We start from the raw sequence: 20,963 nt of genomic DNA, 5'->3' as shown, positions 1-20,963 counted from the left end.
CGCTGCGACGAGCCGGGCTCGGCGCAGCAGCGGCGTCCCGTCGACGCTGTGGCACGCGGCCAGCGCGGCTCCCCCGTAGCCGACGACGCGGCCCGCGGCGTCGCGCGCCGACATGCCCAGGGCGGTGAGCATGCCCGCCCCGCCGTCGTTGGTGGCCGAGCCGCCCAGGCCGATGACGAGGCAGCGGGCGCCGCGTTCGGTGGCGGCGAGCATGAGTTGGCCCAGTCCGAAGGAGTTGGCGCGCAAGGGATCGCGCTCCTCGGCGTCCAGCAGGTGGAGGCCGCAGGCCTGGGCGCTTTCGATGTAGGCGATCTCGCCGAGGCGCAGGAACTCCCCCGTCACCTTGCGCCCCAAGGGGTCGAACACGTCGATGGCGACCCGCTCGCCGCCGAGCGCGGCCTCCAGCGCGTCGAGCATGCCGGGGCCGCCGTCGGCCAGCGGCAGCACGGTCAGCTCGTCGCCGTCGGCCACCTCGCGCCAGCCGTCGGCGATGGCGGCGGCGGCCTCGGGCGCCGAGGCGGTTCCGGCGAACTTGTCGGGGCAGATCAGCACGCGCATGCGAACGACACTAAGCGTTCAGGGTCACACATCGCAGCGCGGCAAGACATCGACGGGCGTGAGAGAATCTCTATTACGCGTCAGATCGACGATAAATCGAGCCCCAGGAGGGCCATCGTGAGCACGTTTGCCGAACCGGCTCCCACCTCCACCGCGTTGCTGCTGCTGGGACGGGGCGCCGACCCCGCGTCCGAGAAGGGCGTCGACTGCCCCGGGGAACTGCCCGCGCCGTCCGACCCCGGCCTGATCGAGCGCGCCCGGGCCGCCAAGGAGGCGCTGGGCGATCGGCTTTTCGTTTTGGGACACCACTATCAGCGCGACGAGGTGATCCAGTTCGCCGACGTCACGGGGGACTCGTTCAAGCTGGCACAGCAGGCCGCCGCCCGCCCGCAGGCGGAGTACATCGTGTTCTGCGGCGTGCACTTCATGGCCGAGTCGGCCGACATCCTCACCACCCCCGAGCAGCGGGTGATCCTGCCCGACATGGCCGCGGGCTGCTCGATGGCGGACATGGCGGCGGCCGTGCAGGTCGCCGACTGCTGGGACGCCCTGACCGACGCGGGCATCGCGGATCGCGTGGTGCCGATGACGTACATGAACTCCACCGCGGCGATCAAGGCGTTCGTGGGGCGGCGCGGCGGCGTGGTGTGCACGTCGTCCAACGCCGAGCGGGCGCTGCGCTGGGCGTACGAGCGCGGCGAGCAGGTGCTGTTCCTGCCCGACCAGCACCTGGGCCGCAACACCGTGGTGCGGGACATGGGCTTCTCGCTGGACGACTGCGTCGTGTACGACCCGCACAAGCCGGGCGGCGGCCTGAGCGTCGAGCGGCTGCGCGCGGCGAAGATCATCCTGTGGCGCGGCCACTGCTCGGTGCACGGGCGGTTCACGCTCGACAGCGTGGAGGACGTGCGGCGCCGGGTGCCCAATGTCACCGTCCTGGTGCACCCCGAGTGCCGCCACGAGGTGGTGGCCGCCGCCGACGAGGTGGGCTCCACCGAATACATCATCCGGGCGCTGGACAACGCGCCGTCGGGCTCGTCGTGGGCGCTGGGAACCGAGCTGAATCTGGTGCGGCGCTTGGCCAACCGCCACCCCGACAAGAACGTGATGTTCCTCGACAAGACCGTGTGCTACTGCTCGACCATGAACCGCATCGACCTGCCGCACCTGGTGTGGGCGCTGGAGGAGCTGGAGGCCGGGAGGGTGCCCAACCGCATCACCGTGGACGCCGACACCGCGCATCACGCCCGCGTCGCCCTGGATCGCATGTTGGCTTTGCCCTAGCAAGCAACCCAAAGCGTCACCCAAACGTCTAGCCTGCGAAATAGCGGGCGTGCGGCCGTCTCGCCGGTGTCGGTGGGGCGGGCGGATTCCGCGGCGGCAGGGCCGAACCCGCCCGCCGCGACCGCTATGCTCGCGTGTCGGCAGGTAATCGGTGACGAAATCAGGAGGCTCGGCCTTGAGTGACGACGTACTCGTAGTGCACGGTGGCACCCCGCTCAAGGGCGAGATTCGGGTCCGAGGTGCCAAGAATCTGGTTTCCAAGGCCATGGTCGCGGCCGTGCTGGGCGATACGCCGTCCACCCTGTTCGATGTCCCCGCCATCAGCGACGTGGACATCGTCCGTGGCCTGCTGGAACTCCACGGCATCCGCACCACATTGGACGAAGAGCGCTCGCTGCGCATGGACCCCGCCAACATGGTCAACGCCGGGGTCGACGAGATCAACGTGCACGCCGGTTCCAGCCGGATCCCGATCCTGCTGTGCGGGCCGCTGCTGCACCGGCTGGGCACCGCCTACATCCCCAACCTGGGCGGCTGCAACATCGGCGGACGCCCCATCGACTTCCACCTGGATGCCTTGCGCGCCTTCGGCGCCGTCATCGAGAAGCAGCCCGACGGCATGCACCTGTCGGCGCCGAAACGCTTGCAGGGCATCAAATACCGGCTCGACTACCCGTCGGTGGGTTCCACCGAGCAGATCCTGTTGACCGCGGTGCTGGCCGAGGGCGTCACCGAGATCAGCAACGCCGCGGTGGAGCCGGAGATCATCGACCTGATCTGCGTCCTGCAGAAGATGGGCGCCATCATCAAGGTGCACACCGACCGGGTCATCGAGATCGTCGGCGTCGACCGGCTCAGCGGCTACCAGCACCGGCCCGTCCCCGACCGCATCGAGACCGGCAGCTGGGCCGCCGCCGCGCTGGCCACCCACGGCGAGATCTACGTGCGCGGCGCCCGCCAGACCGACATGATGACCTTCCTCAACGTGTTCCGCACCATCGGCGGGGCCTTCGAGGTGGACGACGCCCCCACCGGCGGCGGCATTCGCTTCTGGCACCCCGGCGGTCAGCTGTCCCCGGTGGCGCTGGAGACCGACGTCCATCCCGGGCTGATGACCGACTGGCAGCAGCCGCTGGTGGTGGCGCTCACCCAGGCCCACGGGCTGTCCATTGTGCACGAGACGGTGTACGAGCGGCGCTTCGGCTACACCGAGGAGCTGCGCGAGATGGGCGCCAACATCCAGCTGTACCGCGACTGCCTGGGCGGCACGCCCTGCCGTTGGGGGCGCCGCGACTTCCTGCACTCCGCGGTGATCGCCGGCCCCAGCCAGCTGCACGCGGCCGATCTGCGCATCCCCGACCTGCGCGCCGGCTTCAGCCACCTGATCGCGGCGCTGGCCGCCGAGGGCACCTCCCGGGTGTTCGGCGTCGACCGCTTCATCACCCGCGGTTACGAGGACTTCGACAACAAACTGGCCAGCCTGGGCGCGTCGGTGGAGCGTCCGTAAACGGCGGGTATCCTTGGCGACCGTGCCAGCACTGTTCAAGCGCAAGTCGAGCGAACCCGACGTCGAAGAGCCGGTCTCCGCCGTGGAGGAGACCGGTGACAAGAGGGTGCGCGACAAGAGCGACCCCACGCCCAAGCGTCCCAAGACAGCGAAGAAGCGCCCCCCGAAGAACCCGCCGAAGACGTTCAAGGAGGCGCGGGCGCAGGCCAAGGTGAACCGCCCCGACAAGGACACGCGCAAGAGCCTGTCGCAGCAGCGCCGCGAGGAGCGGGTGCGCATCGCCGACGGCCAGGACCGCGGCGACCCCGCCTATGACCAGTACCACATGCCGCGCGACAAGGGCCCCGAGCGGCTTTTGGTGCGCGACATCGTGGACGGACGGCGCAGCGTCGGCCAGTACTTCTTCTTCCTGGCGATCATCATCATGCTGGCGTCCAACCCCGCCTACGGCGCGCTGATCTACTCGATCTCGGTGGGCGCGTGGGTGGCGATCCTGCTGGCCTTCATCATCGACAGCTTCCTGTTGACCCGCAAGGTGAGGCGGCTGGTGTGGTCGCGCCACCCGAAGACGAAGCAGCGCAAGCCCGGCCTGTACTGGTACGCGATCTCGCGTTCCATCATGTTCCGCAAGCTGCGGATGCCGCGCCCCCGCCCGGGCATCAAGCCGGGCATCCTCGAAGAGGACCTGGGCAAGCAGATCCGCTAGGGCTCGGCGTAGAGCTTGGCGATCACGCGCTCGATGTCGGGCTCGACTATGGACACGTCACGCAGCCCGCGCCGGGCCAGGTCCGCCACGAGTTCGCCCGCGCCTGATTCCCCATTGGACAGACTGAAGGTGACCCGGCGCGGGTCCTCGGCGTCGCGGACGGCCACGGCGCCCGGCGGGGTCTCGGCGTCGTCCCACGGGTCGTCGAACTCGGCGATCACCTGGCGGCGCGAGCCGTAGCGGGCGTGCAGCTCGTCCAGGCTGCCGTCGTGGACGACCCGGCCGTGGTCGATGACGACCAGCCGCCGGCACAGCCGCTCGATGTCGGACAGGTCGTGGGTGGTCAGGACCAGGGTGAGGTCGCCGCCCTCGCCCAGCTCCGCGAGGAACTCGCGCACGGCCTGCTTGGACACCACGTCCAGCCCGATGGTGGGCTCGTCCAGGAACAGCACGGAGGGCCCGTGCAGCAGAGACGCGGTGATCTCGGCGCGCATCCGTTGGCCCAGCGACAACTGCCGCACCGGCGTGTCCATGAACGCGTCGAGGTCCAGCAGCGAGCGACAGCGGGCGAGGCGGGCGGCGTGGTCGGCGGCGGGCACGTCGAAGACGTGGCGCAGCAGGTGGAAGGACTCCCGCAGCGGCAGGTCCCACCACAGCGCCGTGCGCTGCCCGAACACCACGCCGATGCGGCGGGTGAGCCTGAGGCGCTGCGGCACCGGCTCCAGGCCGCAGGTGCGCACGTGCCCCGACGTCGGGGTGAGCACTCCGGTGAGCATCTTCAGGGTGGTGGACTTTCCCGCGCCGTTGGGTCCGATGTAGCCGATCATCTCTCCGTGTTCGACGGTCAGGTCGACGCCGTCGACGGCGGGGATCACCTTCTTGGCGCGCTTGAGGCGCCCCGTCTTCTTGTGGACGATGAATTCCTTGCGCAGGCCGCGCATGTCGATGGCGGTGTTCACGATCCTGTCCCTTCGTAGTGTCGAAGCCCCGTGCGCCACACCAGCGCGGCGATGGCGGTCATGACGGCGGCGGCCGCCGGTCCCAGCGCGCCGAACCAGGCGGGCATACCCAGCGGGTCGGGAGTGTCCATGATGGCCAGTGCGGGATAGTATGAGATGAAGGCGAAACCGATCCCGAAGGCGAAGACGCGCCGGAACACGCTGCCGTAGATGGTGATCGGGTAGGTGGCGAATTCCCTGCCGCCGTAGGTGAAGCTGTTGGCGAACTCGCCGGAGTCGATCCACCAGAACGCCACCGAGGCGGTCAGGACGAAGATCCCCGCGTAGAACACCGCGGCCGCGATCGGGGTGCCGACGACCAGCAGCACCCGCCACCACGTCCAGTCGACGCCGACGTGGGCGCAGGCGACCGCCACCAGGACCACGGCGAACACCACCCGTCCCACGCGGCGCAGCTGGAAGTCGATGGCCAACAGCTGCGGCAGCACGCGGCGGGGGCGGATCAGCATGGCGTCCAGCAGGCCGGTGCGCACGTACTGCCGCAGTTGCTCCACATTGCCCACCGCGAGGTCGGCGGCGGAGAAGCCGCAGATCGCCAGGCCGGAGATCAGCAGCACCTGCCACAGACCGAAACCGCCCATGGCGGGGGTGACCCGAAACAGCACCAGCACGGCGGCGAAGTCCATGAAAGTGTAGGTGGACTGCCCGACCATTTCCATCACAAAGGACGCCCGGTACTGGGCCTGGCCGCGAATCTGGGCCACCAGCAGCGCCCGATACGCCCGTAGCCTGCTAACCACCCTGCACCACCAATCGCCTGGTCGCCCTGTGCTGCACCGCGAACGCCGCGGCGAGGCACACCACGACCCAACCGAACTGAAGCGCCACCCGTTGCAGCTGGCCGGGCGCGCCGCCGTGCTCGACCAGGACGTCGGCCGGGAACTGCACGATGGACGGCAGCGGGGTGCCGAACTTCAGCGCCGCGGCCGCGGGGCCGGGCAGGAAGTCGATCGGGAAGATCAGCCCGCTTCCGATCCCCGAGGCCAACAGCCACGCCGTGGTGATGCCGCGGATGTCCAACAGCCAAAACGCCGACAGGTTCACCAGGTGGCGGATGGCGAAACAGATCCCGGTGGCCGCCAGCAGGCTGCACGCGAACAGGCCGTACGTCCACCAGTGTCGCGGCCAGTAGAACGGGAAGAAGATCGCGCCGAACGCCACCGGCACCACCAGGCGGGTGAGGCAGGAAAAGCCCGCGCGGCCCAGGTCGGTGGCCAGGTAGGTCCAGATGGGGTTGACGGGGCGCAGCAGGTCCGACACCACCTGTCCGGTGCGGACCTTCTCGGCCAGTTCGGCCGGGCCCCACAGCATGACCACGCCGATGATGCCCTGCCCCACCCACACGTATGTGGACAGCTGCGGCACGTCATAGCCCACGGTCGTGGTCGCGGCGACGGCGGTGGCCAGCAGCACGTAGCAGCGCAGCATGCCGAAGATCGTGTTGGTGGCCGCTGCCGCGGCCGTGGCCTGTCGATACGTCGAATAGCGGCGAAAACCCGATCGCATCAGGGCGAGCATCATGCGCATAGAGGTACTCCGGGTGAGTGTCTACTGGGGAGTGCGAGTCCGTACCGGCGTCGTGACACTCGTACGTCCATTGCGCGAAGACGCACTCTATGCGAGCCGCGTCGGTCCCGCAACACCATTGATCGTGGAGGCGACGAACGTTCGAACCGTGTCCATGGCAAAGTGTCGTCATGGCGGATGTCGCAGCAGATCTTCGGGCCGCGCTGCACCGTGCGCTCGGCCCGATAGACATCGACACCCTTAATCCCCAAGTCAGCGACCCGCAAATCATGTCCGCCATCGCCAACGAGGCGTCGAATCGGCTGGACAACACCTTCGACGAGGCCGACCGCGCGCGCCTGTTGGGGGTGCGCTCGGTGGCGCAGCGGGCGCTCGGCGAACTCAGCGGGGCCGAGGCCGACGCCAAGACGGCGCTGTCGAACGCCGAGCGGATCGGCACCGATTTGTTGCTGGCACCCGCCCGCGCCCGGCTGGGCCAGGTGATGCGCAACCGGGGCGACTACGCCCAGGCCGACAAGCTGTACGCGCTGGCCGAGGCGGGAGAGCTGCCGCGCCGCTTTCTGGGCCGGGTGCGCGCCTGCGCGGCCCTGTCGTGCATCTCCCAGCGGCGCCTCACCGAGGCGCTGTTGCACTTGGAGCGCGCCACCGAGTACACATCGGACGAAGCGACTACGGCGTCGATGGCGCCCGCGCTGGAGCTGGTGTATCGCTTGGCGGTGGAGGGTTTCGGGCCGTCCCCGCGGTCGTGGGCCGAGCGGGCGGACTTCCCCGCGCCGCGGCTGTTCCAGGACCCGCGCAGCGGCGGCTGGGGATATCTCGGGCCGGACAAGTCCGTGGTGATCCCGGCGGCCTTCGCCGAGGCCGGGGAGTTCCGCGGCGGCATCGCGGCGGTCCGGGAGCGCGCCTGGGGCGCCATCAACACCGCCGGCGAGCAGGTGGTGCCGTTCCTGTACGACCGGGTGAGCACCACGATGCCCGACGGGCGCTCGGTGGTGGGCTTCGTCGACGGCGTCGCCGTGGTCGACCGCCGCGGCGCCAAGGGCCTGGTGAACCGCACCGGCAAGGTGATCCTGCCGCCGCACCACCGGGACATCGTGGTGCACCCGGCCGGGTACGCCATCGACCACGGCTCGTCCACCTGGAGCGCGGTCAACCACAACGGCGAGGAGATCGTCCCCGCCCGGTTCCGCCGCGCCGACGTCCTGCAGCGGCTCGACGGCATGGTCAATGTCGACGACGGGCCCCTCTAACAGATCGCGTCGTCCAGCAGGTGCAACAGCTGCGCGGGGCTGAGTTCGTCGGTGGGGCTCTGGTTCATCATGATGCTCACGGCGCGTTCGCCGGTCGTGCCGACCATCGCCTGGAACCCCGCGATGTCGCCGGCCTGGCCCCAGACCGTCACGTCGCACGACAGCGGGAACCTCATCACGCCGAGTCCATAATCGACGCCCGGGACGTCCGGGAACGGCACGGTGTCGTGCAGCTGCCCCAGCAGCGCCTTCGGAATCACCTTGCCGTTCTCCAGCGCCAGAAAGAACCGGTTCAGGTCGGCGCCGGTGGACACCACCCCGCCGGAGGCGTACAGCGCGGAGGGTTCCTGCGCGGTGACGTCGGCGAGTCGACCGTCGATCGGGTGGTAGCCGTGCGGGTGCGGGTCGGGCAGGCCGGTGTCGCCGGTGGCGGGCAGCGCCGTGTCGTCCAGCCCGAGCGGGACGGTGATCCGGCGCGACAGCTCGGTTCGGTAGTCGTGCCCGGTGACCTTCTCGATGATCATGCCCGCCACGACGTAGTTGGTGTTGGTGTAGACCATCTTGGCGCCGGGTTCGAACTGCGCCGGGTCGCCCAGCGCCGAATCCAGCAGCCCGCGCGGGGTGTAGGTGGTGGTGGGGTTCTCCAGCTCCGGTTCGATGGTGACCTCGGGCAGTCCACTTTGGTGGCGCAGCAGCTGGCGGACGGTGATCTCGTCGGCGTGGATGCCTTCGCCGCGAACCACTCCGGGAAGGTAGGTCTCCACGGAGGCGTCCAGGTCGACGCGGCCGGAGTCCACCAGTTGCAGGATCATCGCGGCGGTGAACGCCTTGGTGACGCTGGCGACGCGAACGTGGCCGCCTCCGGGGTAGCGCTTCTTCGGATCGCGCTCGCCCAGGCCCGCCGTCACGCGCCGGGTGCCGTGGGCGTCGCGCATCACGACCTCGCCGCCGACCAGCGCGCCGTCGGACACCAGGGCGTCGAGGTCGTGGCGCACCTTGGCGACCTGGCCGGCGTCGGAGGACGGGGCGGCGGCGTCGGCCGCGGCCTGCGGGCCGCACGCGGTCAGGGCGACGGCCACAAGGGCCACGGGCAACAACAGGAGGGGCTTGTTCGGTCTCATCGTGTGAACGTTAGGGCGCATTCGCCCCCGCACCATCGGGGTTTGTCCCTGAGCCGACCCCGGAAGGCCGTGACGCCACTGTGGACGCGGGCGGTGACGAATCTCGCGATGGTTCGACGACGGCGCAACAATCGCGGTAGCTTCTGCGGCATGGAGTTTCGTCATCTGGGCCGCAGCGGCCTGATCATCAGTGAAATCGCTTACGGCAACTGGATCACCCACGGCAGCCAGGTCGAGGAGGACGCCGCGCACGCGTGCGTCCACGCCGCCCTGGACGCGGGGATCACCACCTACGACACCGCCGACGTGTACGCCCAGGGCGCCGCCGAGGAGGTGCTGGGCCGCGCGCTGAAGGGCCAGCGCCGCGACGGCCTGGAGATCTTCACCAAGGTGTACTTCCCGGTGGGGCCGGGCAAGAACGACCGGGGCCTGTCGCGCAAGCACATCGCCACGTCCATCGACAACTCGCTGCGCCGGCTGCAAACCGACTACGTGGACCTGTACCAGGCCCACCGCTACGACTACGAGACGCCGCTGGAGGAGACGATGGAGGCGTTCGCCGACGTCGTCCACTCCGGAAAGGCCATGTACATCGGGGTGTCGGAGTGGAAGGCGTCGCAGATCCGCGCCGCCCACGCCCTGGCCCGCGAGCTGAACATCCCGCTGGTGTCCTCGCAGCCGCAGTATTCGGCACTGTGGAGGGTCATCGAGGCCGAGGTGGTGCCGACCTGCGAGGAGCTGGGCATCGGCCAGATCGTGTGGTCGCCGATCGCCCAGGGCGTGCTGACCGGCAAGTACCTGCCGGGTCAGGCCCCGCCCGCGGGCAGCCGCGCCACCGACCCCAACAGCGCGTTCTTCATCGAGCGGCTCACCCAGAACAACGAGCTGTTGGAGCGGGTGCAGCGGCTCAAGCCGATCGCAGAGGAGGCCGGGCTGTCCATGGCCCAGCTGGCGGTGGCGTGGGTGCTGCAGAACTCCAACGTGTCAGCGGCGATCATCGGCGCCTCGCGCCCGGAGCAGGTCGTCGACAACGTGGCCGCTGCCGGTGTGAAGCTGCCGCCGGAGGTGCTCAAGGCCATCGACGAGGTGCTCGACCCGGTGGCGGAGCGCGACCCGGCCAAGACCGAAAGCCCCAACCCCCGCCCCTAACCGATCAGGGCGAGGGCCTTGTCCACCAGGGAGTCATCGGCCGCGTCGAGCCACGAGATCCGCTCGTCGCGGCCGAACCAGGAGCGCTGGCGGCGCACGAAACGCCGGGTGCCGGTGGTGGTGCGCCGCCGGGCCTCCTCCTCGTCGTACTGTCCGTCGAGGAACTCGGCGATCTGGCGGTAGCCCAGCGCCCGGCTCGCGGTGAGCCCTTCGGCCAGCCCGCGCCCCAGCAGGCCGCGCACCTCGTCGACGAAGCCCGCCCGCCACATCGCGTCGACGCGTTCGGCGATCCGCCGGTCCAGCTCGGCGGTGTCGCGGTCGATCCCGATGTGGACGGACGCGTACTTCGGGCGCCGTTCGGGCAGCGTCGCGGTGAAGGAACCCTTCAGCCGCACCACCTCCAGGGCCCGCACGATGCGCCGCCCGTTGGACGGCAGGATCGCCGCCGCCGCGGCCGGGTCCTGAGCGGCCAGCCGGGCGTGGAGGGCGGCGGGCCCCACCTCGGCCAGCTCGGCCTCCAGCTCGGCGCGCAGCCGCGGATCGGTGCCGGGGAACTCCATGTCGTCGACGACGGCCTGGATGTACAGGCCCGAGCCGCCCACCAGCAGGGGCGTGCGGCCCGCCGCCAGGAGCTCGTCCACCCTGGCGCGCGCCAGTTCCTGATACTCCGCGACGCTGGCGGTGCGCGTGACGTCCCAGATGTCGAGCAGGTGATGGACCACGCCCGCGCGCTCGTCGGGCGCCAGCTTCGCCGTGCCAATGTCCATGCCGCGGTACAGCTGCATCGAGTCGGCGTTGATCACCTCGCCGCCCAGCGCGCGGGCCAGTCCCAGCGACAGCGCGGACTTTCCCGCCGCCGTGGGTCCGGTGACCACGACCACCGGCCCGGGTAGGCTAGGCGGGTTGCCGGTATCGCCCATCGAAATTCCTCTCAGGATCGGCGCCGGGCGCACGGAAAATACGCCAGATGGTCACGGTTTCATAGCGACCGCGACGCATCCACGGCGGTGACCAGGGGCGAGGCCGTCGGCAACGCGAAGCGGAGTTGTCGTCCGTGCGGGGTCCCCCGTAAGGTACCGATACACATGCCTTCACAACCCAACCGGTCGGGCGCGTTGCCCGGCACAAACACACCCGCTAAGGAAAAGTGAACACCATGAGCGGTGAGAACCCAGACGTCACGCGGTTCGGACGCATCGACGACGACGGAACGGTCTATGTCAAGACCTCCGCGGGCGAGCGCGTCATAGGCTCCTGGCAGGCCGGCACGCCTGACGAGGGCCTGGCCCACTTCGCGCGTCGTTACGACGATCTGGTCACCGAGGTCGACCTGGTTGCCGCGCGCCTCAACTCCGACAGCGCCGACCCGACCAGCACGGCCGCGGCCATCAAGAAGCTGCGCTCCGGGTTGGACGAGGCGCACGCCATCGGCGATCTGGACGCCCTGGCCGCCCGCCTGGACGAGCTGGCCACCCGCGTCGAGGCGAAGGTCTCCGAGGCCCGCGAGGCCAAGACCGCCGCCCGCGCCGAGGCCGTGGCCCGCAAGGAGGCGCTGGCCGCCGAGGCGGAGGGTCTCGCCGAGAACTCCACGCAGTGGAAGGCCGCCGGCGACCGGATCAAGGAGATCTCCGAGGAGTGGAAGGCCATCCACGGCGCCGACCGCAAGCACGACCAGGCCCTGTGGAAGCGGTTCGCCACCGCGCGCGACGCGTTCACCCGCCGTCGCGGCGCCCATTTCGCGTCGCTGGACTCCGAGCGCAAGGTGATCGCCACGCGCAAGGAGGAGCTGATCGCCGAGGCCGAGCAGCTGTCGGGTTCGACCGACTGGGGCGCCACCGCCGACCAGCTCAAGGGGCTGATGCGGGAGTGGAAGGCCGCCGGGCGGGTGGCTCCCGACGCCGAGCAGAAGCTGTGGAAGCGGTTTCGGGCCGCGCAGGACGTCTTCTTCTCCGCCCGCAGCGAGGCCTTCTCGGCGCGCGACGCCGAGCTGAAGGACAACCTGACCGCCAAGCGGGAGCTGTTGGCCACCGCCGAGGCGATCGACGTGGACGCCGACCCCAAGGCCGCCCAGTCGAAGCTGCGCGAGATCCAGGGGCAGTGGGACGAGATCGGCCGGGTGCCGAAGGAGTCGGCGGGCGCCCTGCAGCGGCGGCTGCGCGCTATGGACGGCAAGGTCCGCGCGGCCATGGACATCGCCTGGCGGCGCACCCCGGTGTCGGAGAACCCGCTGCTGGAGCAGATGCGCGAGCAGGTCGACAAGGCCGAACGGCAGCTGGAGCGGGCCAAGAACGACGGCGACGCCAAGCGGATCAAGCAGGCCGAGGAGGCCCTGGCCAATAAGCGTCAATTCCTCAATCTGGCGGAGAAGGCCCAGTAAGGCCGCACTCTCGCCACTGTGGACTGACCACACCGGGATATACTGTGAGGTAACGACCACACCACTCGCGGCATGGCTTCGGCCGTGGCACGAGCCCCTTCGAGTACCCCGGGAACCCCATGAACCCAACCGGCATGAACCCCTACGGCCAGATCGACACCGCCTACGGCGACTCCCGCTTCGTCCGGCTGAAATCGGTGTTCAATCTGCGGGACCTCGGCGGACTGTCCGGAATCGACGGACGCAAGGTCCGCACCGGCCTGGTCTACCGCTCCGACCAGTTCGGCAACGCCAACGACGCCGACATCGCCCACCTCGTCGATGATCTGGGGTTGCGGACCGTCGTGGACTTCCGACGACCCACCGAGATAGCCGCCACCGGCTCGTTTCCCGAGCGCCCGGAGGTGGCGGTACACCATCTCGAGTTGCTGCACATCCGTTGGGAGGCCATCGAACGCGACGCCACCACCGAGGAATCCCCGGTGCCGTTCCTTGTGGAGCGGTACACGGCGATGATCGAAAGCGGCGCCGTGGCGATCCGGAGGTGCCTGGAGCTGATGTGCGACACCACTCCCCTGGTGTTCCACTGCATGGCCGGCAAGGACCGCACCGGCATCACCGCGGCCATCACCCTGAAGCTGTTGGGCGTCGCCGACGCCGACATCGCCGCCGACTACGCGCTCACCACCGAGGGCATGGCGCGCTACCACGCCTGGCGGCTGCTGAAGGGACTGGAGACCGCCAACTGGGGCCTGCTGCCCGATCCGGACGCGATGCTGGGGCTGCTGGCCAACATCGACCGGTATTTCGGCGGCGTGGAGGCGTACGCCAGGGCGATCGGATTCACCCGCATCGACGATCTGCGTGCGCACTTGTTGACCTGAACCGGGTATCCGCAGTGGACCATTCGCATATGATGCGCGGATGGAGCGCGGGGACCCTGGTTACGTGGACCGGATTCTGCGTCCGATGTTCTCCGGCGAGCTGCGCATCGCCACCATCATCGTGGACTCCCAAGGCCGGATAGTCTACTTCGGACACAACGCCGAGCACCTCACCGGCTTCGGCCGCGCCGAGATGATCGGGCGCGACATCCAGGTGCTCACCACCACCTCGATCCCCTTCGAGACCCGGCGGCACCTGGCCGCCGCGCCCAGCGAGCGCCCCGAGATCCACCAGCTGCGCCGCGCCGACGGCAGCATGCGCGCCGTCCACGTGTACCGGCACCCGATCCCGCAGCCGGGGCGCCCGTCCAGCACGCTGCTCATGGCCGTGGACACCGTGGAGAACTCCGAGGCCGAGGCCGGGCTCGGGCTGCTCAACGCCTTCTTCGACCAGTCGGCGTTCGGCTTCGTCATCCTCGACAACAAGCTGCGGTACGTGGCGCTCAACGAGGCGCTGGCCCGGATCAACCGGCGCCCCATCGCCGACCACCTCGGGCGGCACATTCGCGAAGTGATCGGATCCGCCGACCTCGACGTCTACGAGTCCGCGCTGGAGGCGGTGCTGCGCACCGGGGAGCCGGTGAGCAACCTGCACCTGCCCGGGCACCCCACCACCGCCCCGGGCGAGGAGCAGGTGTGGTCGGTGTCGTGGTACCGCCTCGTGGAGGCCGACGATCGGCCGATGGGCCTGTGCGGGGTGATCATGGACATCACCTCCGGCGAGGAGGCGGAGCTGGACGCCGCCCGGTCGCGCGCCCGGCTGTCGCTGCTGGGCGAGGTGGGTTCCACCCAGCTGTCCAGCCTGGACTTCCGCGAGTCGACCGAGCGGCTGGGGCGCCTGCTGACCACCGACTACTGCGACCTGGTGACCGTGGACGTGGTCAACGCGCTGGTCACCGGCCAGCAGCCGCCCGAGCAGCCCGGACCCGACACCCTGGTGGCGCGCCTGGTCGCCGCCGCCCGCAATCCGTCCCCCGCCACCGACAAGCTGCTCGAAGTGGACGACCCGCGCCCCGCCTCGGCCACCAACGCCTTCGCCCAGGTGCTGGTGTCGCACCGCGCCCGGCTGATCGACGACCCGGCACTGTCGCGGGCGCCGAACCTGCCGCCCGAGGCGCACCGACACCTGGCGGCCAACTCGCTGGGCCTGAGCTCCCTGATCATCGCGCCGCTGCGGGCCCGCGACACCACGCTGGGCGTCATGACCTGCATCCGGTTCGCCGACCGGGAGCGCTTCGACACCGACGACCTGGTGCTGCTCACCGAGATCGCGGCGCGCACCGCCCTGACCATCGACAACTCCCGGCTGTACCGCGACGAGCGGCAGGCGGCGCTGACGCTGCAACGCAGCCTGCTGCCGCCCCGGCTTCCCGAGAACGGCGAGGTGACCATCACCTACCGGTACCGGCCCAGCCACTCGCATCTGCGCGCCGGGGGCGACTGGTTCGACGCGGTCGAGCTGCCGGGGCGCTGCATGGCCATTGTGGTGGGCGACGTGGCCGGTCACGGCATCACCTCGGCGGCGGCGATGGGCCAGTTCCGCACGGCGGTGGTGACGCTGGCGTCCATCGGCCTGGACCCGGCGGCCCTGCTGACCCGGCTCAACGAGCTGTCGTTCCACTTCGCCGACACCACCGCCACCTGCCTGTACCTGGTGTACGACCCGGTGCAGCACCTGTGCGCGGTGGCCAGCGCGGGGCACCCACCCCCGGTGGTGGTGCCGCCGGACGGCGCCGCCGAGGCCCGCGAGGTGGCCGGCGGGCCGCTGCTGGGCGCGATCCCCGGCGCCGACTACCGCTCGTCGATCCTGGAGACGCCGCCGGGCACCCGGCTGGTGATGTACAGCGACGGCGTCGTGGAGTCCCGCCACACCCGGCTGGACGACGGGATCGCCTCGGTGGTGCGGCTGGCCAGCATGAACCGCCCCGTCACGGAGCTGTGCGACCAGGTGATGGCCACCTCCCCCAGCACCGACGACGACCGCACGGTGATGGTCACCGAGTTCCACGGGATCAACCCGCGCGACATCGGCTGAGTCGGCGATCTCAGCGCCGCGTGCGCGGAATCTCAGCGCCCCGCGTCATGGTCGCGGCGATGAATGACACGACCGTGAGGAAGACCATGACCTACGCGATTCGCGCCGAGGGTCTGCGCAAGGCGTTCGGCGACACCGTCGCCCTGTCCGGTGTGGACCTAGAGGTGCCCGCCGGTACCGTGCTGTCGGTGCTGGGCCCCAACGGCGCGGGCAAGACCACCGCCGTTCGCATCCTGACCACCCTGCTGCGCCCCGACTCCGGGCACGCCAGCGTCGGCGGCTTCGACATCGCCCGCGAGCCCGCCAAGGTGCGCGCCCTGATCGGGCTCACCGGGCAGTATGCCGCGGTGGACGAGATGCTCACCGGCACCGAGAACCTGCTGCTGATCGGGCGCCTGGTGGGCCTCACCCGCGCCGACGCCCGGGCCCGCGCCGCCGAACTGTTGGAGCGCTTCGGTTTGAGCGAGGCCGCCCGCCGCGCCACCAAGACCTATTCGGGCGGCATGCGGCGCCGGCTCGACCTGGCCGCCAGCCTGGTGGCCGCGCCGCGCATCCTTTTCCTGGACGAGCCGACGACGGGTCTGGACCCGCGCAGCCGCAACCAGTTGTGGGACATCGTGCGCGGCCTGGTCGCCGAGGGCGTGACCGTCCTGTTGACCACCCAGTACCTGGACGAGGCCGACCAGCTGGCCGACGACATCGCCGTCATCGACCGCGGGAGGGTGATCGCCACGGGCTCGCCGGACGAGCTGAAGTCCAAGGTGGGTGGTCAGCTGCTGTACGTCCAGCCCTCCGTCGAGGCCGACATGGACGGCACCCGCGAGCTTTTGTCCGATGTGGTGGGTCGAGCGCCGAGCCGGGAGGGCGCGGGTTGGGCGGTCCCCATCACCGACAGCGCCCTGATGCCGCGCGCCGCGGTTCGCCTGGCCGACAACGGCATCGACGTCGCCGAGTTCGCGCTGCGCCGCCCCAGCCTCGACGAGGTGTTCCTGACGCTGACGGGCCACACCGCCGCCGAGACCGAAGGGGCCCTCGCATGACCGTTCACGCCCTCCCCGCCCGCCAGGGCGGCCCGATCGCGGGCCTGCGCAACTGCGCCTGGCTGGCCTGGCGCTCGCTGGTGCAGATCAAGCACAATCCCATGGAGCTCATGGACATGAGCGTGCAGCCGGTGATGTTCCTGCTGTTGTTCGTGTTCGTCTTCGGCGGACAGATGGCGGGCTCGCCCGGCGAGTACCTGCAATACGCGCTGGGCGGTCTGATCGTCCAGAACTCGCTGTTCACCGCGTTGAACACCGCCGTGGGCCTCAACGGCGACATCCGCAAGGGCGTCTTCGACCGTTTCCGTTCGCTGCCGATCGCGCGCTCGGCCCCGCTGGTGGGGCGCATCGCCGCCGACCTGGCCAAACAGGTGTGGGCGATCGCGCTGATGCTGGTGCTGGGCCTGGCGATCGGCTTCGACCTCAAGGGAGGCGTCGGCGGGGCGCTGGCGGTGTTCGCGCTGCTGTTGCTGTTCACCCTGGCGATGTCGTGGATGACGGTGCTGCTGGGCATCGTGGCCGGCAGCGAGGAGAAGGTGCAGATGCTGGGGTTCGTCCTGGTGATGCCGTTGACGTTCACCTCCAGCGCCTTCGTGCGGGCCGACACCTTCCCCGCGCCGTTGCAGTGGTGGTCGAGGGTCAACCCCGTGACGGCCATCGCCGACGCCAGCCGCGACCTGCTCAACGGCCACGTCCACTCGGGACCGATCCTGACGACGCTGGCGTGGGCGGCGGGGATCGCCGTGGTGTTCTTCCCGTTGGCGATGCGCGCCTACCGCTCGAAACTGTCCTAAGGAGACGCGACATGACCGATTCGACCGTCATCGACTTTCCCGTCGCCGCGCTGTCCGACCCGCACGCGTTCTATGCGCGGCTGCGCGCGGCGGGTGCGATCCATCGGGTGCGGACGCCCATGGGCTTCGACGCGTGGCTGATCACCCGCTATGCCGTCGCCCGTGGGCTCCTGGCCGATCCGCGGCTCAGCAAGTCCGACGACTACTCCGGCGACGGCCCCGTCGGCGCGGGCGGCGAGTTCGCCGACAACATGCTCGGCAACGACCCGCCGCAGCACACGCGGCTGCGTCGCCTCGTGCAGCAGGCATTCACGATGAAGCGGGTGGCGGGCCTGGAACCGGGCATCCGCCGCGTCGCCGCGCGGCTGCTCGACGAGGCGGCATCCCGCGGGACGTGCGACCTGATCGCCGACTACGCGTTCCCGCTGCCGATGCGGGTGATCGCCGAGCTGCTCGGCATCCCCGAGTCCGACCACGACAGGCTGCGCGGTCTGGCGGCGTCCTTCTTCATCGAGGACACCGACGAGGGCGCCTTCGACAACCACGTCGAATCCATCGGGAGCCACCACGCGTACCTCACCGAGCTGATCGCCCGCAAACGGGCGGAACCGGGGGACGACCTGGTCAGCGCGCTGATCGCGGCGCGCGACGGCGACAACCTGCTGTCCGAGCGCGAACTCGTGGCGATGGTCATGCTGCTGGTGCTGGCGGGCTTCGCCACCACGCTCAACCTGATCGGCAATGGTGTGCACGCGCTGCTGACCCACCCCGATCAGTTGGCGCTGTTGCGTTCCCGCCCCGACCTGCTGCCGTCGGCTGTCGAGGAGTTCCTGCGCATCGACAGCCCCTTCGGACCGATAACGCACTTCGCGAGGGAGGACTTCGAAGTGGACGGCAGGCGGATCGCCAAGGGCGACACCGTCATGGTGGCCACGCACGCGGCCAACCGCGACCCCGAGGCGTTCGCCGATCCCGACCGCCTCGACATCACCCGCTCCCCCAACCCGCACCTGGCGTTCAGCCACGGCCTCCACCACTGCCTGGGCGCGCCGCTGGCCAGGTTGGAGGCGAGGGTCGCCGTCGAGTCGCTGCTGGAACGCGCACCGAACCTGGAGATCGACCCCGAGGCGATCCCGCCTCGCTGGCGGGCCGACTTCATCCAGCGCGGCCTGAAGACCCTGCCCGTGCGGCTGTGACGACGATCCGCGCGCCGCGGCTGGCCTATTCGCGCGGCACCCTGGCGGGTCGGCCGGGTCGCCTCGGATCCATCGAGGCGCCGTACGACAGCAGCAGGCGGCGACGGGAACTATGGCGACCCTCGGCGTAGCGTTCGTCGAACTCCTTGTCCCCCAACGCTTTTCGCGCCACCTTTTCGGTGTCGGCGACGGTGGGCGAACACTCGTCGCGCACCCCGCGCACCAGTTCGGCCCGGCCGAGCAGCCGCGCGGCCTCGCGGGGGTCGTGGCGGGCCAGGGCGATGTCGGCGGCGGCCTCCAGCGCCTGGGCGATGATCGGTCCGTCCAATGTGAGCACCGCGTAGCGGATCGCGGTGCGCAGCCGCCGCTCTGCCGCCTCGACCTGGTTGTCGCGCAGGTCGAGGCGGGTCTCCACCGTGGCGACCATGGCCTGCATGTGGGGCGGTCCCTTGTACCTGTCGGCCAGGGTCATGCACTCGCGCAGGTGGACGCGGGCGGTGTCGGAGTTTCCCTCCCGCTCGTGGTGGAAGGCGAGCATCAGGTGGGCGAAGGCCTCGTTGTCGGCCGCGCCGACGCGGCGGGCGGCCTGGAGGTCGAACTCGAGATTGCGGCGCGTGGCGGCGGGATCGTCGACCAGGAAACGGTAGTAGGACAGCCGACCGCGCACCTCGGACCGTCCGGGGTCGACGCCGAGCTCCTGTTCGGTGCGCAGCGCCGTCTCAAAGTGATACTTGGCCTCGTCGAGCCGGCCGCTCCAGGCGACGATCTCCGACAGCTCGGCGTGGGCGAGGCACTGGCCCCAGCGCTCGCCGACCTCCTCGTACAGCCCCAAGGCGGTGCGCAGATAGCTTTCGGCGCGGGCGACGCGGCCGTGGTTCACCCAGATCGCGGCGTGCATGGCGTGAGCGGTGGCGCGAAGCCACGGGTCGGGGTCGCGCAGATTGCCCATGATGTCGCGCAGCATCACGGCGTCGCGCTGGGCGATCAGCGACAGGATCACGTCCAGCAGCCGCAGCAGGGCGTGCTGGTCGGCGAGGCCGTGCGCGTCGCGGATCTCGCACGCCTCGCGCAGCGCCCCCGTCACGCTGTCCAGGTCGGGCTCCGTGTCGAAGGCGTGCAGGGCGTAGGCCAGGCGGGCCAGGGCCGCGTACAGCGGACGGGCCCGCCCGGGCACCGCCAGGGCCGTGGTGGCCGCGGCCCCGCCCTCGACGCGGCGGCCGCGCAGCCACCAGAACAGGCAGGCCGAGGCCACGATGCCCTGGGCGGTGTCGGCGTCGCCGTCGGCGACGGCGATGTGGATCGCGGCCATCAGGTTGTCGTTTTCGGCCTCCAGGCGCCGCATCCAGGTGATCTGTTCGGCGGTGCGCAGCTTGGGTTCGGCGGTCTCGGCCAGGCGCAGGAAGTGCGCGGCGTGGGCGCGGCGGGTCGCGTCGGTGTGGCCGCTGTCGGCGAGCTTCTCGGCGCCGTACTCGCGAATCGTCTCCAGTAGACGGTAGCGGCCGTCCTCGCCGAGGACCACGAGGGACTTGTCGACCAGGGACGCCAGCGGCTCCACCACGTCGCCGCCACAGCCGCACACCGCCTCGACGGAGTCCAGGGCGGCGCCGCCGGCGAACACCGACAGCCGCGCCAACAGCAGCCTTTCCTTGGCGTCCAACAGGTCCCAGCTCCAGTCGACCACCGCGCGCAGGGTGCGGTGCCGGGGCAGGGCGGTGCGGTCGCCACCGGTCAGGAGGCGAAAGCGTTCGCCGAGCCGCTCGGCCAGGGCCGCCGGCGCGATGCCGCGCAGCCTGGCGGCGGCCAGCTCGATGGCCAGCGGGAGCCCGTCGAGGCGGCGGCAGATCTCGATCACCGCGTCCCGATTGTCGGCGGTGACGGCGAAGTCGTGCCGCGCGGCGGCGCCGCGCTCGGCCAGCAGCCGCACCGCGGGGTACCCCAGGGCCTCGTCCACGGTGGCGTCGGCGCCCGGGTACGGCAGGGACGCCAGCGGATACACCGTCTCGCCCGTGACGCCGAGCGGCTCGCGGCTGGTGGCCACCACCCGCACGCCCGGGCATCCGGCGAGGACGCGCGCGACGAGACCGGCGGCGGCGTCCAGCACGTGCTCGCAGTTGTCCACCAACAACAGCATTCGCTTGTCCCGCAAGGTGACCAGGATCTGCTCGGCGGGGGTCAGCGCCGACGCCATCACACCGCCGCGGCTGCGCGGCAGGGTGTCGCTCATGCCCAGGGCGGTCAGGAAGGCCGAGACCACCTCCGGTTCCGTCGACACCGGCGCCAGCTCGACCATCCTCGCGTCCATATCGGACGACAGGTCGTCGGCGAGCCGCAACGCCGTGCGGGTCTTGCCCGCGCCGCCGGGGCCCGTCACCGTCACCAGGCGGCCCGCCGCGAAGGCGCCGCGCAGCGCCGCCAGGTCGGCGTCGCGGCCGATGAAGCTGGTCAGCGCCGCGGGA

General features: G+C 70.4%; 18 protein-coding genes. 11 read left to right on the top strand and 7 right to left on the bottom strand.

Going from position 1 to position 20,963, the window contains the following annotated elements; translation table 11 throughout:
* On the bottom strand, positions 1 to 558 hold a 558-nt coding region (locus tag VE172_RS23755), incomplete at its 3' end, for a glycerate kinase (RefSeq protein ID WP_324804492.1).
* 114 nt (positions 559 to 672) lie between these two features.
* On the opposite strand from VE172_RS23755, the gene nadA reads away from it, so the two are divergent.
* The 3 genes from nadA to VE172_RS23740 all read left to right on the top strand — a co-directional run bounded on the left by nadA (position 673) and on the right by VE172_RS23740 (position 4,055).
* Positions 673 to 1,842, top strand: a complete 1,170-nt coding sequence (gene nadA / locus VE172_RS23750; protein WP_349258520.1) for a quinolinate synthase NadA — start codon at positions 673 to 675, stop codon at positions 1,840 to 1,842.
* 151 nt (positions 1,843 to 1,993) lie between these two features.
* A complete protein-coding gene (gene murA, locus VE172_RS23745) occupies positions 1,994 to 3,349 on the top strand; it encodes a UDP-N-acetylglucosamine 1-carboxyvinyltransferase (protein ID WP_414715146.1) in 1,356 nt (451 codons plus the stop codon).
* 22 nt (positions 3,350 to 3,371) lie between these two features.
* The gene (locus tag VE172_RS23740) at positions 3,372 to 4,055 is read left to right on the top strand and encodes a DUF3043 domain-containing protein (RefSeq protein WP_324804489.1); all 684 of its coding nucleotides are present in this window, start codon (positions 3,372 to 3,374) and stop codon (positions 4,053 to 4,055) included.
* Here VE172_RS23740 and VE172_RS23735 read toward each other — a convergent pair.
* Genes VE172_RS23735 through VE172_RS23725 form a run of 3 tightly spaced genes read right to left on the bottom strand, consistent with a single transcriptional unit; the run spans position 4,052 to position 6,601 of the window.
* Complete coding sequence (locus VE172_RS23735; protein ID WP_349258519.1) at positions 4,052 to 4,996, bottom strand: ABC transporter ATP-binding protein; 945 nt, start codon at positions 4,994 to 4,996, stop codon at positions 4,052 to 4,054. The two genes, VE172_RS23740 and VE172_RS23735, sit on opposite strands and share 4 nt — an antisense overlap.
* A 14-nt stretch (positions 4,997 to 5,010) precedes the next feature.
* Positions 5,011 to 5,814, bottom strand: a complete 804-nt coding sequence (locus VE172_RS23730) for an ABC transporter permease (RefSeq protein ID WP_324804487.1) — start codon at positions 5,812 to 5,814, stop codon at positions 5,011 to 5,013.
* Positions 5,807 to 6,601, bottom strand: a complete 795-nt coding sequence (locus VE172_RS23725; protein WP_324804486.1) for an ABC transporter permease — start codon at positions 6,599 to 6,601, stop codon at positions 5,807 to 5,809. Before VE172_RS23725 ends, VE172_RS23730 begins: the two co-directional genes overlap by 8 nt.
* A gap of 170 nt (positions 6,602 to 6,771) precedes the next feature.
* Between VE172_RS23725 and VE172_RS23720 the strand changes: the two genes are divergently transcribed.
* A complete protein-coding gene (locus VE172_RS23720) occupies positions 6,772 to 7,851 on the top strand; it encodes a WG repeat-containing protein (RefSeq protein WP_324804485.1) in 1,080 nt (359 codons plus the stop codon).
* On the opposite strand, the gene VE172_RS23715 is transcribed toward VE172_RS23720, so the two are convergent.
* Positions 7,848 to 8,972, bottom strand: coding sequence for a serine hydrolase domain-containing protein (locus VE172_RS23715; protein WP_324804484.1), 1,125 nt, complete (start codon positions 8,970 to 8,972; stop codon positions 7,848 to 7,850). The two genes, VE172_RS23720 and VE172_RS23715, sit on opposite strands and share 4 nt — an antisense overlap.
* Positions 8,973 to 9,122: 150 nt before the next feature.
* On the opposite strand from VE172_RS23715, the gene VE172_RS23710 reads away from it, so the two are divergent.
* Complete coding sequence (locus tag VE172_RS23710) at positions 9,123 to 10,121, top strand: aldo/keto reductase family protein (RefSeq protein WP_324804483.1); 999 nt, start codon at positions 9,123 to 9,125, stop codon at positions 10,119 to 10,121.
* Here VE172_RS23710 and miaA read toward each other — a convergent pair.
* Positions 10,118 to 11,041: a tRNA (adenosine(37)-N6)-dimethylallyltransferase MiaA gene (miaA, locus tag VE172_RS23705; RefSeq protein WP_324804482.1), complete on the bottom strand. Its 924-nt coding sequence runs from the start codon at positions 11,039 to 11,041 to the stop codon at positions 10,118 to 10,120. The two genes, VE172_RS23710 and miaA, sit on opposite strands and share 4 nt — an antisense overlap.
* Positions 11,042 to 11,277: 236 nt before the next feature.
* Here miaA and VE172_RS23700 point away from each other — a divergent pair, with 236 nt between their 5' ends.
* From VE172_RS23700 to VE172_RS23675, 6 genes are all read left to right on the top strand, one after another.
* Positions 11,278 to 12,498: a DUF349 domain-containing protein gene (locus VE172_RS23700; RefSeq protein ID WP_324804481.1), complete on the top strand. Its 1,221-nt coding sequence runs from the start codon at positions 11,278 to 11,280 to the stop codon at positions 12,496 to 12,498.
* Positions 12,499 to 12,617: 119 nt separating this feature from the next.
* Complete coding sequence (locus tag VE172_RS23695; protein WP_324804480.1) at positions 12,618 to 13,382, top strand: tyrosine-protein phosphatase; 765 nt, start codon at positions 12,618 to 12,620, stop codon at positions 13,380 to 13,382.
* A 40-nt stretch (positions 13,383 to 13,422) separates the two neighbouring features.
* Complete coding sequence (locus VE172_RS23690; RefSeq protein WP_324804479.1) at positions 13,423 to 15,477, top strand: SpoIIE family protein phosphatase; 2,055 nt, start codon at positions 13,423 to 13,425, stop codon at positions 15,475 to 15,477.
* An 86-nt stretch (positions 15,478 to 15,563) separates the two neighbouring features.
* Positions 15,564 to 16,517: an ATP-binding cassette domain-containing protein gene (locus tag VE172_RS23685; RefSeq protein ID WP_349258518.1), complete on the top strand. Its 954-nt coding sequence runs from the start codon at positions 15,564 to 15,566 to the stop codon at positions 16,515 to 16,517.
* Positions 16,514 to 17,311, top strand: coding sequence for an ABC transporter permease (locus VE172_RS23680; protein WP_324804477.1), 798 nt, complete (start codon positions 16,514 to 16,516; stop codon positions 17,309 to 17,311). The genes VE172_RS23685 and VE172_RS23680 overlap by 4 nt, the downstream gene beginning before the upstream one ends.
* An 11-nt stretch (positions 17,312 to 17,322) precedes the next feature.
* On the top strand, positions 17,323 to 18,507 hold the full coding sequence (locus tag VE172_RS23675) for a cytochrome P450 family protein (RefSeq protein ID WP_324804476.1): 1,185 nt from the start codon (positions 17,323 to 17,325) through the stop codon (positions 18,505 to 18,507).
* 25 nt (positions 18,508 to 18,532) lie between these two features.
* On the opposite strand, the gene VE172_RS23670 is transcribed toward VE172_RS23675, so the two are convergent.
* The coding region (locus VE172_RS23670; RefSeq protein WP_324804475.1) for an ATP-binding protein at positions 18,533 to 20,963 on the bottom strand (2,431 nt) is incomplete at its 5' end.

Source organism: Stackebrandtia sp., from assembly GCF_035643755.1.
Taxonomy (GTDB): Bacteria; Actinomycetota; Actinomycetes; order Mycobacteriales; family Micromonosporaceae; genus Stackebrandtia.
This window is presented reverse-complemented; position numbering and strand designations above follow the sequence as displayed.

Bases quoted from the DNA above. Each gene is read 5' to 3' on its own strand.
- VE172_RS23680 (WP_324804477.1), top strand. From the start codon at position 16,514: ATGACCGTTCACGCCCTCCCCGCCCGCCAGGGCGGCCCGATCGCGGGC.
- VE172_RS23690 (WP_324804479.1), top strand. From the start codon at position 13,423: ATGGAGCGCGGGGACCCTGGTTACGTGGACCGGATTCTGCGTCCGATG.
- VE172_RS23710 (WP_324804483.1), top strand. From the start codon at position 9,123: ATGGAGTTTCGTCATCTGGGCCGCAGCGGCCTGATCATCAGTGAAATC.
- VE172_RS23715 (WP_324804484.1), bottom strand. From the start codon at position 8,972: ATGAGACCGAACAAGCCCCTCCTGTTGTTGCCCGTGGCCCTTGTGGCC.
- VE172_RS23695 (WP_324804480.1), top strand. From the start codon at position 12,618: ATGAACCCAACCGGCATGAACCCCTACGGCCAGATCGACACCGCCTAC.
- VE172_RS23700 (WP_324804481.1), top strand. From the start codon at position 11,278: ATGAGCGGTGAGAACCCAGACGTCACGCGGTTCGGACGCATCGACGAC.
- miaA (WP_324804482.1), bottom strand. From the start codon at position 11,041: ATGGGCGATACCGGCAACCCGCCTAGCCTACCCGGGCCGGTGGTCGTG.
- VE172_RS23720 (WP_324804485.1), top strand. From the start codon at position 6,772: ATGGCGGATGTCGCAGCAGATCTTCGGGCCGCGCTGCACCGTGCGCTC.
- VE172_RS23735 (WP_349258519.1), bottom strand. From the start codon at position 4,996: ATGCGCGGCCTGCGCAAGGAATTCATCGTCCACAAGAAGACGGGGCGC.
- VE172_RS23685 (WP_349258518.1), top strand. From the start codon at position 15,564: ATGACCTACGCGATTCGCGCCGAGGGTCTGCGCAAGGCGTTCGGCGAC.
- VE172_RS23675 (WP_324804476.1), top strand. From the start codon at position 17,323: ATGACCGATTCGACCGTCATCGACTTTCCCGTCGCCGCGCTGTCCGAC.
- VE172_RS23725 (WP_324804486.1), bottom strand. From the start codon at position 6,601: ATGCGCATGATGCTCGCCCTGATGCGATCGGGTTTTCGCCGCTATTCG.